Here is a 12695-nt window from a genome sequence, read left to right on the forward strand (position 1 = left end):
CACGCCCCCGTCCCGTGGGGGCCGCCGGGTGTGCCGGTATCGTTGCTGACGGTCGGACCGTTCGTAGGGTTCCCCGTATTCCGGGGCGAGATTCTTTCGTACGACCATACAAACGCCGGCCCGCGCCCATCCACCCCGGCACATCCGCATCTGCCTGACCCGCGAGAAAGGGCCCCGTCGTGGCCTCCCCGTCCCCTTCCGCCACCCCGGCCCGCCTGGTCGTCCTCGTCTCCGGCTCGGGTACGAACCTGCAAGCCCTGCTCGACGCCATCGACGCCGACCCCCAGGGCTACGGCGCCCGGATCGTCGCGGTCGGTGCGGACCGGCACGGCACGCTCGGCGTCGAGCGTGCCGAGCGGGCCGGGATCCCCACCTTCGTGTGCAAGCTCGGCATCTACCCGAACCGCGAGGAATGGGACGCCGCGCTCACCGAGGCCGTGGCGGAGCACCGCCCGGACCTGGTGGTCTCCGCGGGGTTCATGAAGATCGTGGGCAAGGGCTTCCTCGCCGAGTTCGGCGGACGCGTCGTCAACACCCATCCCGCCCTGCTGCCCAGCTTTCCCGGTGCCCACGGGGTGCGCGACGCGCTCGCGTACGGCGTGAAGGTCACCGGGTGCACCGTCCACTTCGTCGACGACGGTGTCGACACCGGTCCGATCATCGCGCAGGGCGTGGTCGAGGTGACCGAAGAGGACACCCCTGAGGGCGAGTCCGCCCTCCATGAACGCATCAAGGAAGTCGAGCGCACGCTGCTCGTCGAGGCCGTGGGGCGGCTCGCCCGCGACGGCTATCGCATTGAGGGACGAAAGGTTCATCTCGGTCATGTCGGTGAATAAGCCCATCCGCCGCGCCCTGGTCAGTGTCTACGACAAGACGGGGCTCGAAGACCTCGCCCGCGGTCTGCACGAGGCGGGTGTCGAGCTGGTCTCCACCGGCTCCACCGCCGGGAAGATCGCCGCCGCCGGAGTCCCGGTCACCAAGGTCGAGGAGCTCACCGGCTTCCCCGAGTGCCTCGACGGCCGTGTGAAGACGCTGCACCCCCGGGTGCACGCCGGCATCCTCGCCGACCTGCGGCTGGACGCCCACCGCGAGCAGCTCGCCGAGCTGGGCGTGGAGCCGTTCGACCTGGTGGTCGTCAACCTGTACCCGTTCAAGGAGACCGTCGCCTCCGGCGCGTCCGACGACGAGTGCGTGGAGCAGATCGACATCGGCGGCCCCTCGATGGTCCGCGCCGCCGCCAAGAATCACCCGTCCGTGGCCGTCGTGACCAGCCCGGAGCGTTACGCCGACGTCCTGGCCGCGGTCGGGGCGGGCGGCTTCGACCTGACCGCCCGTAAGCGGCTTGCCGCCGAGGCGTTCCAGCACACCGCCGCGTACGACGTGGCCGTCGCCTCCTGGTTCGCGGACGGATACGCCGCCGCCGACGACTCCGGCTTCCCCGACTTCACCGGTGCGACGTACGCGCGCAAGAACGTCCTGCGCTACGGCGAGAACCCGCACCAGCCCGCCGCCCTCTACTCCTCGGGCGAGGGCGGCCTCGCGGAGGCCGAGCAGCTGCACGGCAAGGAGATGTCCTACAACAACTACACGGACACCGACGCCGCCCGCCGCGCCGCCTACGACCACGCCGAGCCGTGCGTCGCGATCATCAAGCACGCCAACCCGTGCGGCATCGCCGTCGCCGACGACATCGCCGAGGCCCACCGCAAGGCGCACGCCTGCGACCCGCTCTCCGCGTTCGGCGGGGTCATCGCGGTCAACCGCCCGGTCACCGTCGCGCTGGCCGAGCAGGTCGCGGAGATCTTCACCGAGGTCGTCGTCGCCCCCGCGTACGAGGACGGCGCCGTCGAGGTGCTCGCCCGCAAGAAGAACATCCGGGTCCTGCGCTGCCCCGACGCCCCGGCCTCCACCGTCGAGACCAAGCCGATCGACGGCGGCGCGCTGCTCCAGGTCACCGACCGGCTCCAGGCCGAGGGCGACGACCCGGCCCACTGGACCCTCGCCACCGGCCAGGCGCTGTCCGCCGACGAGCTGAAGGAGCTCGCCTTCGCGTGGAAGGCCTGCCGGGCCGTCAAGTCCAACGCCATCCTGCTCGCCAAGGACGGCGCCTCGGTCGGCGTCGGCATGGGCCAGGTCAACCGCGTCGACTCCGCGAAGCTCGCCGTCGAGCGGGCCGGCGAGGAGCGCGCACGCGGCTCCTACGCCGCCTCCGACGCCTTCTTCCCCTTCCCGGACGGGCTGGAGATCCTCACCGCCGCCGGTGTCAAGGCCGTGGTCCAGCCGGGCGGTTCGGTCCGTGACGAGCTGGTCGTCGAGGCCGCGGAGAAGGCGGGCGTGACCATGTACTTCACGGGCACGCGCCACTTCTTCCACTGACCGTCGTCCCCCGCGCGGGCCGCACCTCCCGGGGTGCGGCCCGTGTCCGTACCGGGTTCTCCCGCGGTACGGACACGGCTCGCCCCTCTGTTCTAATGAATGGCCTTGTCGGGGCTGCCCCTGCGGCACGCGCGCGACCGGCAACCACCAGCGAGGGATTTCGGCCAGCGGGGGCATCGTGCTTGACCTGAACCAGAGCGGGACCGACACGCCAGGGGACGGGAACAGGAACGGCGACAGGAGCGGGAACGGAAAAGGGAAAGGGCACGGAAACGACGACGGGAACGGCGAGTCCGGCCCGCCCCCCGGGACCGCCGCCCGCACCCTCCACCCCGCGCCCGTATGCCCGTACCTGATCACGGCCGCCGTGCTGTGCGCGCTGTACTTCCTCTACGCCTACCTGCGGTACAGCCACTTCCACTCGCCCTCCTGGGACCTGGGGATCTTCGAGCAGGAGGTACGGGCGTACGCCGGCTTCCACGCCCCCGTCGTGGACATCAAGGGCCCCGGCTACCTCATACTCGGCGACCACTTCAGCCCCGTGGTGGCGCTGTTGGTCCCCCTCTACTGGATCTGGCCGTCGGCCCTCGCCCTGCTCTTCGCACAGGCCGCCCTGTTCGCCGCCTCCGCCGTCGTCGTCGGGCGTACCGCCCAGCAGATCCTGGGCGGCCGCGCGGGGCTGTGCGTCACGGTCGCGTACGGGCTGTCCTGGGGACTCCAGGAGGCGGTCAAGTCGGAGTTCCACGAGATAGCCCTCGCCGTCCCGCTGATCGCCCTGGTCTGCCGGGCGCTGCTGCTGGAGCGGTGGTGGGCCGCCGTCCTGTGGGCGCTGCCCCTGGTCCTGGTCAAGGAGGACCTCGGGGTCACCGTCGCGGTCGTCGGGGCGGTCCTGGCCCTGCTCGGCCGCCGGCTCCAGGGGATGCTGCTGGCGGCGTTCGGGATGTTCGCGTTCGCACTGACCGTCCTCGTCCTCATACCGGCGGCCAGCAGCGCGGGCACCTACGACTACTGGACGAAGATCGAGAAGAACGGCGAGCGGGAGGTGTCCCTGCTCGACTCCGTCCTCGGCGTCCTCAACTCCTCCGTGAAGCTGGAGATGCTCGTCTTCCTGGTCGGCATCACGGCCTTCCTGGCCCTGCGGTCACCGCTGATCCTGCTGGTCCTGCCCACGCTCGGCTGGCGCCTGCTCTCCCAGGACTCCAACCACTGGGGCATGGTCTGGCACTACAGCGCGATCCTCATGCCGGTGGTCTTCCTGGCCATGGTCGACGGTGTCCGCCGCAGCCGCGCCTCGAAGCGCCCCTGGCTCGTCTCGTACGCGAACGTGGCCGTCCCCGTCGCCACCGCGATCGCCGTGACGCTCACCCAGCACCTCCCGTTGCGCGATTTGCTGCGCCCCGAGACGTACGCCGCCGACGCGAAGGCCGAGGCGGCCCGGCGGACCCTGGAGGCGATTCCGGTGGGTGCCCGGGTGGAGACCGACATCACGCTCATGTCGCATCTGACCTCGGACCGTACCGTCTACTGGATGGGCGGGGCTCCGGGCACCGCGCCCGACGTCGTGGCGATCAACCTGGACTTCTGGTCACAGCCGATCGACGACCCGGTGCGGTACGCCGAGCAGCTCCACCCCGAGGCGGAGTACCGGATCACCCACCGGGCCGACCCGTTCGTGGTCATGGAACGGACCACACCGGCGCCCGGAAACGGCTGAAGGCCGTACACCCGCCGGGGTACGGGTGTGACGGCCTTCGCGCGGAACCCCGCACCGGAGTGCGGACGGGATGACGCCGTGCGTCAGTAACGCGGACGCTGGAACCACTGGGCGCCGTCCTGCCGGGCGCAGAAGACGATGACCATGATGCCGAGCGCGACGCTGATGAGGGCGAAGACGTTCGCCGTCAGCAGGCTGATGACGCTGAAGAGCGTCACGAGCGAGCCGTAGATGATCGCCGAGATGCGGATGCCGTTGCCGCCGGTGGAGAACTTGGCGGCGGTCAGGATCGCCCAGAGCGCGATGCCGAGCGTCAGGATCCCGATGACCACGAACACGCCCATGCCGATGTTCGCCATGTCCTGGCTGCTGGAGGAGCCGTAGGTCTCCGTGTCGGAGAGCTGGTCGCTCAGCCAGGCGCCCGCGGCGACCATGATGATCGCGCCGATGACCTGGAAGCCGCCCAGGACGTAGAGCATGACGCGCGCGGCCTTCACGCTGCCGGGCATCTCCCCGGGGACGCCCGGGTAGCCGCCGTAGCCGCCCGGGACCGGGGGTGCCTGCGGGTAGCCGTAACCCTGCTGCGGGACACCCTGCGGGGCCTGCTGGGGATAGCCGTAGCCCGGCTGGCCTTCCGGCTGCCCGCCTTGCTGCTTGCCATAGGGGTTGTTCGGTTCGCCGAAGCTCATGGCGAGGTTCCTCCGTTGCCGATCTGTGGGGACGACGCGATCCGGGTGGAGGAATGCTGCGCAAGGTGCACGGTTGGTCCCCCCGACACCGTCCGCGGTACTGCGCGACTTATCGTCGTCGTGACATCGCCGTTCTGTCCAGTCGAATGCCGGATGCGTTGTGCAAGTGCAACCTCCTGTCCATTCCGGCCACCCGCAATTGGTATGCGGGACGGTTCATCCGCGAAGATGGGTGCCATGACTGCCCAGATTCTCGATGGCAAGGCCACCGCAGCAGCGATCAAGTCCGATCTGGCCGTCCGTGTGGCGGCCCTCAAGGCGCAGGGCGTCACTCCTGGCCTGGGAACCCTGCTGGTCGGCGACGATCCGGGCAGCCGGTGGTACGTCAACGGCAAGCACCGTGACTGCGCCGAGGTCGGCATGGGGTCCATCCAGCGCGAACTCCCCGGCACGGCCACCCAGGAGGAGATCGAGGACGTCGTACGGGAGCTCAACGCCGACCCCGGATGCACGGGCTACATCGTGCAGTTGCCCCTGCCCAAGGGGATCGACACCAACCGGATCCTGGAGCTGATGGACCCGGCGAAGGACGCGGACGGGCTGCACCCGATGAACCTGGGCCGGCTCGTGCTGAACGAGGCCGCCCCGCTGCCCTGCACCCCGCAGGGTGTCGTCACCCTGCTCCGCCGGCACGGTGTGGAGATCAACGGTGCCCATGTGGTGGTCGTCGGGCGGGGCGTCACCATCGGCCGCCCGCTGCCGCTGCTGCTGACCCGCAGGTCGGAGAACGCCACGGTCACCCAGTGCCACACGGGCACCCGCGACCTCTCGGCACACCTGCGGGAGGCGGACATCATCGTCGCGGCCGCCGGTGTCCCGCACCTGATCAAGCCCGAGGACGTCAAGCCGGGCGCGGCCGTCCTGGACGTCGGCGTCAGCCGCGACGAGAACGGCAAGATCGTCGGGGACGTACACCCCGGCGTCCGCGAGGTGGCCGCCTGGGTCGCCCCGAACCCGGGCGGTGTCGGTCCCATGACTCGCGCCCAACTGCTGGTCAACGTGGTCGAGGCGGCCGAGCGCGCCGCCGGGTCCGCTGTCTCCGCCGGCTGATCCGGCCCGGAAGGAACGCCATGGGTGCTGGTACGAGTCCGAGTCCGGCTGACGGGACGCGGTCGGAGGGCTCGCACGCGGCCGAGCCGGGCGAGTCGGCCGGAGCGGCCGTGACGACGGTGCCGGCCGATGCTGCCGTGACGGCTCCGTCTGCGGTGACGGCTGAGTCTGCGGTGACCGGGGAGCGGGGTGAGCCGGGGGAGTCCGCGGCGTCGGCCGCGCCCACGGGCGGAGGGGCCGACGAGGCGACCGGTTCCGACGCGGCCGCCGATGCCGTGCCGGGGCCGCACGCGGCGGGTGCGGCCGGGCCCGACGCTGAGACCGGGGCCGATACGGCGACGGGCGCGGAGCCCGAGGCTGCTGCCCAGGGGGCGGCCGGGTCCGGCAAGGCAGCCGAGCCCGGCAAGACAGCCGAGCCCGAGACCGAGACGCCCGCCGATGCCGGGACCGACGCGGCGGCAGCCGGGCCGGACGCGGCAGGCGGTGCCGACGCGGCAGCCGAGCGCGACGCGGGAGCGGGGCCCGACGCGGCAGCCAAGCCCGACGCAGCCGCCGAGACCGAGACCGAGACCGAGCCCGACGCGGCCGCCGAGGCAGGGCCCGACGCGGCGGCCGCCGAGGACGGTGCTTCGGCGCCGGCTCCTTCGCGGCGTTTCTCCCTCACCCGCGACACCGCCCGTCCGGAGGGCGGCGGCCGGGCGGCGGCGGGTGACGCGTCCGCGCCCGCGCGGCAATGGCCCCTGCTGACGGTGCTCTGCGTGGCCGGTGCCGGGCTGCTGATCGTCGCCGTCGAACCCTTCGCCGAGGCCTTCAGGATCGGCGCGATGCTGATCGGGGCCGCCCTTCTCGCGGGCGGCGTACTGCGCTGGGTCGTGCCGTCCGTCGGCATGCTCGCCGTGCGGTCCCGGTTCACCGACCTCGTCACCTACGGGGTGATGGGGGCCCTGATCGTGCTGCTCGCGCTGACCGCGCAGCCCAAGCCGTGGCTGGACGTCCCGTTCCTCCAGAACGTCGTCCACTTCACGATCCGCTAGCGCGCCTCCCGGCCCCGCACGAGAGTGGTGTCCGTCCCCTCCCCCGAAGAGGGACGGACACCCGACGGGGCGCACCCTGAGCAAGAAGCCCCGGAATACGGTGACTTGAGCGGCCTTGCCCCGTCCTGCCTCCATCGTCATGGACATGCGGTGTCGCTTCAAGGGATGCCTGGTGCCTGTGGCACGGAAGTGACCATTCCGCCATCGTGTGATCGCCGCGCAACGACCTGTCACCACCCGGCGTCCATACACTCTCAGCCAGGGCGCGCGACGGATGACCGGACAACACCGAATGCACCTGTGCGCCCCCCTTCTCCCGAAACTGGGCCACCTTCCCCCGCATCCTCCTGAATAGTCCGGGGGGAACCGACTGGGGGGAACGATGCCGCGTTGGAAGGCGCTTCCGCAGGAACTCGATCCACAGGTGAAGGAGTTCGCGGGGCATGTGCGCAGACTGATCGACCGCAGCGGGCTCGGCCTGGCCGCGGTCGCCGACCGTACGGGGTACAGCAAGACGTCGTGGGAGCGGTATCTGAACGGCAGGCTGCTCCCGCCCAAGGGGGCCGTCGTCGCGCTCGCCGAGGTGACCGGTACGCACCTGGCTCATCTGACGACGCTGTGGGAGCTGGCCGAACGCGCCTGGAGCCGTGCGGAGATGCGGCACGACATGACGATGGAGGCCATCAGGATCTCCCAGGCGCGTGCGGCGCTGGCCGAGACCGGTGCGACGGCCACCGCCACCCCGGCGACCACAGCCGCCACCGCCACGACGGCGGCGCGGGGCGGGCGCGCCGACCGTGGCACCGTGCGCGCCGCCACGGCCGCCCCGGAGCCCGCCGTCGCACCCGAGCCCGGCCCCGGCCCCGATGCCGCCGGTGCCCGTGACATGGACCCCTGGCGGGAGCCTGTGTGGGAGCCGCTCCCGCCGCACCGGGGCGGGAGTGAGGGCGACCCTCCGAGCGGTCTCCGCCGCCCCGGACGCCCGGCCCGTGGGTACGGGGGGACCCACCCGCACGACGGGGGCCGCCCGAGCACGGCGGACGGCCCGCACACAAACGATCGCCCGCGCACAACCGACCGCCCGTACAAGGCGTTCCGCGCCACCGACCGCCCGCGCACGGCGGACCGCCCGCACGGTACGAGCCGCCCACGCCGAACAGCCCGTTCGCACGAGCGGGACCGTCCGGGTGATGTGCGCCGCCCGGACGCCGTTGCCGGCCCGGACGGGCCCGGCGGCCGGCGCCGTACCGTGACGACGCTCCTCGCCGGTGCCCTCGGTGCCCTGTTGGTGGCGGCAGCGGCCGTCCTGCTCACCGGCCTCGGCGCGGGCGACGGCGACGCGACGGCACAGGCCGCCCCGTCCGCCGGACCCGGCACCGCCGCCGGCGTCCCCCGCACGTCGGACGGCGTCGGCTGTGTCGGTGCGGACTGCACCGGCCAGGACCCCGAAGCCATGGGCTGCGGCGGGCAGTTCGCGAGCACCACCACCCGGGTGACGGTCGGCGGCCGCCTCGTCGAGGTGCGCTACAGCAAGACCTGCGCGGCGGCGTGGGCCCGTCTCACCGAGGCCGAGCCGGGGGACACGGTGCGCGTCGAGGCGGGGTCCGTACGGCAGGACGGCACGGTGGGCGCGGACCGGGACGCCTACACACCGATGGTGGCGGTGGAGGACGCCGCGGACGCGCGGGCCTGCGCCACCATCACCTCCGGGAGGACCGGCTGCGCTGCGCCCGGCTGACCCGGCCGGACGCTGCGCAGCGTGACCGGCTGTGTGCGGGGACACAGGGGGGCGGGCGGCCGGGAACGGGCGCGTCGGATAGCCTGGCGGCTGGATATCTCTTCACGTCAAGATTCAGGGGTGTCCAGCACCGGGGGCAGTGCCCCTACCGCCAGCTGTCTAACGGAGACCGCCATGACCCGCACTCCCGTGAATGTCACCGTGACCGGCGCAGCCGGCCAGATCGGCTACGCGCTGCTCTTCCGCATCGCCTCCGGCCACCTGCTCGGCCCGGACGTGCCGGTCAGCCTGCGACTCCTGGAGATCCCGCAGGGTCTCAAGGCCGCCGAGGGCACCGCCATGGAGCTCGACGACTGCGCCTTCCCGCTGCTGCGCGGCATCGAGATCACGGACGACCCGAACGTCGGCTTCGCCGGTGCGAACGTCGCCCTCCTCGTCGGGGCACGGCCGCGCACGAAGGGCATGGAGCGGGGCGACCTGCTCTCCGCCAACGGCGGCATCTTCAAGCCGCAGGGCAAGGCCATCAACGACAACGCCGCGGACGACATCAAGGTCCTCGTCGTCGGCAACCCGGCCAACACCAACGCCCTCATCGCCCAGGCCGCCGCCCCGGACGTACCGGCGGAGCGCTTCACCGCGATGACCCGCCTGGACCACAACCGCGCGATCTCGCAGCTGGCCGCCAAGACCGGTGCCGCCGTCTCCGACATCAAGAAGCTGACGATCTGGGGCAACCACTCGGCGACCCAGTACCCGGACATCTTCCACGCGGAGATCGCCGGGAAGAACGCCGCCGAGGTCGTCTCCGACGAGGCGTGGCTGGCCGACACCTTCATCCCGACCGTCGCCAAGCGCGGCGCGGCGATCATCGAGGCCCGGGGCGCGTCCTCCGCCGCCTCGGCCGCCAACGCCGCCATCGACCACGTCCACACCTGGGTCAACGGCACCGCCGCGGGCGACTGGACCTCGATGGGCATTCCGTCGGACGGCTCCTACGGCGTTCCCGAGGGCATCATCTCCTCCTTCCCGGTCACCACGAAGGACGGGAAGTACGAGATCGTCCAGGGCCTGGACATCAACGAGTTCTCCCGCGCCCGCATCGACGCGTCGGTGAAGGAGCTCACCGAGGAGCGCGACGCGGTCCGCGAGCTCGGCCTGATCTGACCGGACTCCGCCTGATCTGACCGGACTCCGGCCCCACGCCGGATCCGGAACCGTACGACGGAAGGGGCGTCCCCGGCACACACCGCCGGGGGCGCCCCTTCACGTGTGCTCAGGCCGTGAGCAGCCGCTTCGCGAGGTCCCGTACGGCGTCCGTGGCGCGCAGCTGGAGCAGCGGGCCGAAGGTGATCCGGGCCGCGCCCAGTTCGCCGAGGCGCCGGGCGCACGCGGGGTCGTCGGGGGTGCCGTTGGCGTTGAGCGGGACGGGCACGCCGGCCGCCAGCCGGGGCAGGTCGTCCGCGGGGGCGGTGATCGGGTAGACGCACTCCGCGCCGGCCGCGGCGTAGAGACCGGCCCGGGTGAGCGTCTCCTCGACCACGTCCGTACCCTCCGGCAGTGCGGTGAGGTACGTGTCCACGCGGGCGTTGACGAAGAGGCGCCCGTCCGCCGCCGCGCACACCTCGGCGAGCCGGTCCGCCTGCTCCCGGGGGTCGAGGAGCGTCCCGTCGACCGAGTCCTCCAGGTTGCAGCCGACGGCACCGGCCTCCAGGAGGCGTTCCACCAGCTCGGCCGGGGGCAGGCCGTACCCGGCCTCGATGTCCGCCGACACGGGTACGGACACGGCGGCCGTGATCCGGGCGACGGCCGCGAACATCTCGGCGGCGGGCGTCTGCCCGTCCGCGTGGCCGAGGGCAGCCGCGACCCCGGCGCTCGGGGTGGCCAGCGCCGGGAACCCGGCCTCCTCGAAGACACGGGCGCTCGCGGCGTCCCAGGGGCCGGGCAGCACCAGCGGATCGTCCGCCGGGCGGCCGTGGTGCAGGGCGCGGAAGACCGCTACGGGATCGTTCAACAGGGCCTCCGGGTCAGTGCTTGATGTCCCCGGGAGTGTAGTGACCAGGGGTCTGCCGGGTCGTCACCCCGAAGCGGTTCCAGGCATTGATCACCGTGATGGCGGCGATCAGCTGGGCGAGCTCGGCCTCCTCGAAGTGGCGCGCGGCCTTCGCGTACACCTCGTCCGGGACGAAGCCGTCGGTCAGGACCGTGACGGCCTCGGTCAGTTCGATCGCCGCCAGTTCCTTCTCCGTGTAGAAGTGCCGCGACTCCTCCCAGGCGCCGAGCTGGACGATCCGCTCGACGGACTCGCCCGCCGCGAGCGCGTCCTTGGAGTGCATGTCCAGGCAGAGGGCGCAGCGGTTGATCTGCGAGGCGCGGATCTTGACCAGTTCGAGGAGGGCCGGGTCCAGTCCCTTACGGGCCGCGACGTCCAGCCGGATCATGGCCTTGTAGACCTCGGGCGCGAGGGTGGCCCAGGACAGGCGGGCGGGGTGTTCGGGGGCGTACGCGGAGGGCGCGTGGTGCGGGTGTGCTTCGGTCGTCATGGGGACGAAGCTATCGGGCCGGTGGCGCACCGGTATGGTCCATTTCCATGACGGATTCCTGGGCCGCTTTCGGTGCCGACCTGCACATCGAACCGGTCGGGTCCGGGCTCCGCAGCGGGCTGACCACCGCGCTGCGGGACGCCGTGCGGTCGGGGCGGCTGACCCCGGGGACCCGGCTGCCCTCGTCCCGGACGCTCGCCGCCGACCTGGGCATGGCCCGCAACACCGTCGCCGACGCCTACGCCGACCTGGTCGCCGAGGGCTGGCTCACCGCACGGCAGGGCTCGGGGACGAGGGTCGCCGAGCGCGTCCCCGCCGCCCGGGGGTCCTCGGCGGCCGCCCCCGCCCCGCCGGTGCGGCGGCGCCCGGTCCACACGCTGATGGCCGGATCACCCGACGTCTCGGCCTTCCCTCGCGCGCAATGGCTGAAGGCCGCCCGCCGCGCCCTCACCGCGGCCCCCAACGAGGCCTTCGGGTACGGCGACCCCCAGGGCCGTGTCGAACTGCGCACCGTGCTGGCGGAGTACCTGGCGCGGGCACGCGGGGTGTACGCCTCCCCCGGACGCGTCGTCGTCTGCGCCGGGTTCGTCCACGGACTGTCGTTGCTGGGGCAGGCGCTGAGACGGCGCGGGGTGCGGGAGGTGGCCGTCGAGTCGTACGGGCTGCACATCCACCGGGACCTGCTGACCGGGGCCGGACTGCGCACCCCTGGCCTGCCGGTGGACGCGCTCGGCGCCAGGACGGAGCTGCTCGCCGGGATGCGCGGGGTCGGCGCGGTCCTGATGACGCCCGCGCACCAGTTCCCCACCGGGGTGCCGCTGCACGCCGACCGGCGGGCCGCGGCGGTCGACTGGGCGCGGTCGCGGGCGGGCCTGGTCCTGGAGGACGACTACGACGGGGAGTTCCGCTACGACCGGCAGTCGGTCGGCGCGCTCCAGGGCCTCGACCCGGAGCGGGTCGTCTACCTCGGGACCGCCAGCAAGTCCCTGGCGCCGGGGCTGCGGCTGGCCTGGATGGTGCTCCCGCAGGACCTGGTGGACGAGGTCCGGGCGGTGAAGGGGGGCGCCGAGTGGATGCCGCCCACGCCGGACCAGCTGACGCTCGCGGAGTTCATGGCGTCGGGGGCGTACGACCGGCACGTACGGTCCATGCGGCTGCGCTACCGGCGTCGCCGCGACGCGCTCGTGGCCGCCCTCGCCGAGCGGGCCCCGGACGTCCGGGTCAGCGGCATCGCGGCGGGACTGCACGCCGTCCTCGAACTCCCGGCGGACACCGAGCGGTCGGTGGTGCAGGCGGCCGCCTGGCAGGGGCTCGCCCTGGAGGGGCTGAGCCGCTTCCGGCACCCGGAGGCGGAGCCGGGCCGCGAGGGGCTGGTGATCGGCTACGGCTCGCCCGCCGAGAGCGCCTGGGCGGGCGCGCTCGACGCCCTGTGCCGGGTGCTGCCGTAGGGGCCGGGCGCCCCGAACCGCCGTGCTCCGCCCGGAGTTTCGTGGG

11 protein-coding genes are annotated in these 12695 nt (G+C 72.6%); 8 read left to right on the forward strand and 3 right to left on the reverse strand.

From position 1 onward, the window contains the following. Positions 1-179: 179 nt before the first annotated feature. The 3 genes from purN to B9S64_RS20515 all read left to right on the forward strand — a co-directional run bounded on the left by purN (position 180) and on the right by B9S64_RS20515 (position 4090). Complete coding sequence (purN, locus tag B9S64_RS20505; RefSeq protein WP_103493947.1) at positions 180-836, forward strand: phosphoribosylglycinamide formyltransferase; 657 nt, start codon at positions 180-182, stop codon at positions 834-836. Further along, positions 823-2376: a bifunctional phosphoribosylaminoimidazolecarboxamide formyltransferase/IMP cyclohydrolase gene (purH, locus tag B9S64_RS20510; protein ID WP_103493946.1), complete on the forward strand. Its 1554-nt coding sequence runs from the start codon at positions 823-825 to the stop codon at positions 2374-2376. Before purN ends, purH begins: the two co-directional genes overlap by 14 nt. A 157-nt stretch (positions 2377-2533) precedes the next feature. Beyond that, positions 2534-4090 carry a DUF2079 domain-containing protein gene (locus B9S64_RS20515; RefSeq protein WP_374936115.1) on the forward strand — a complete coding sequence of 519 codons (1557 nt, stop codon included), beginning with the start codon at positions 2534-2536 and terminating at the stop codon, positions 4088-4090. An 83-nt stretch (positions 4091-4173) separates the two neighbouring features. On the opposite strand, the gene B9S64_RS20520 is transcribed toward B9S64_RS20515, so the two are convergent. Then, complete coding sequence (locus tag B9S64_RS20520; RefSeq protein WP_103493944.1) at positions 4174-4779, reverse strand: hypothetical protein; 606 nt, start codon at positions 4777-4779, stop codon at positions 4174-4176. 237 nt (positions 4780-5016) lie between these two features. Here B9S64_RS20520 and B9S64_RS20525 point away from each other — a divergent pair, with 237 nt between their 5' ends. From B9S64_RS20525 to B9S64_RS20540, 4 genes are all read left to right on the forward strand, one after another. Beyond that, positions 5017-5889, forward strand: a complete 873-nt coding sequence (locus tag B9S64_RS20525; RefSeq protein ID WP_103493943.1) for a bifunctional methylenetetrahydrofolate dehydrogenase/methenyltetrahydrofolate cyclohydrolase — start codon at positions 5017-5019, stop codon at positions 5887-5889. A 275-nt stretch (positions 5890-6164) separates the two neighbouring features. After that, entirely contained in the window at positions 6165-6923 is a 759-nt protein-coding gene (locus tag B9S64_RS20530; protein WP_109492231.1) for a DUF3017 domain-containing protein, read from the forward strand. A 382-nt stretch (positions 6924-7305) separates the two neighbouring features. After that, complete coding sequence (locus B9S64_RS20535) at positions 7306-8661, forward strand: DUF2690 domain-containing protein (protein WP_109492081.1); 1356 nt, start codon at positions 7306-7308, stop codon at positions 8659-8661. Between the two features lie 174 nt (positions 8662-8835). After that, positions 8836-9825, forward strand: coding sequence for a malate dehydrogenase (locus B9S64_RS20540; protein ID WP_103492894.1), 990 nt, complete (start codon positions 8836-8838; stop codon positions 9823-9825). A gap of 109 nt (positions 9826-9934) precedes the next feature. Here B9S64_RS20540 and B9S64_RS20545 read toward each other — a convergent pair whose 3' ends face one another. Then, positions 9935-10672 (reverse strand): isocitrate lyase/phosphoenolpyruvate mutase family protein, encoded by a 738-nt coding sequence (locus tag B9S64_RS20545; protein ID WP_103492893.1) that lies wholly within the window; start codon positions 10670-10672, stop codon positions 9935-9937. 13 nt (positions 10673-10685) lie between these two features. Then, a complete protein-coding gene (locus B9S64_RS20550) occupies positions 10686-11201 on the reverse strand; it encodes a carboxymuconolactone decarboxylase family protein (protein ID WP_103492892.1) in 516 nt (171 codons plus the stop codon). Positions 11202-11248: 47 nt separating this feature from the next. On the opposite strand from B9S64_RS20550, the gene B9S64_RS20555 reads away from it, so the two are divergent. Further along, on the forward strand, positions 11249-12649 hold the full coding sequence (locus B9S64_RS20555; protein ID WP_103492891.1) for a PLP-dependent aminotransferase family protein: 1401 nt from the start codon (positions 11249-11251) through the stop codon (positions 12647-12649). Positions 12650-12695 lie beyond the last annotated feature (46 nt).

The organism is Streptomyces sp. SM18 (genome assembly GCF_002910775.2).
Lineage (GTDB): Bacteria > Actinomycetota > Actinomycetes > Streptomycetales > Streptomycetaceae > Streptomyces > Streptomyces halstedii.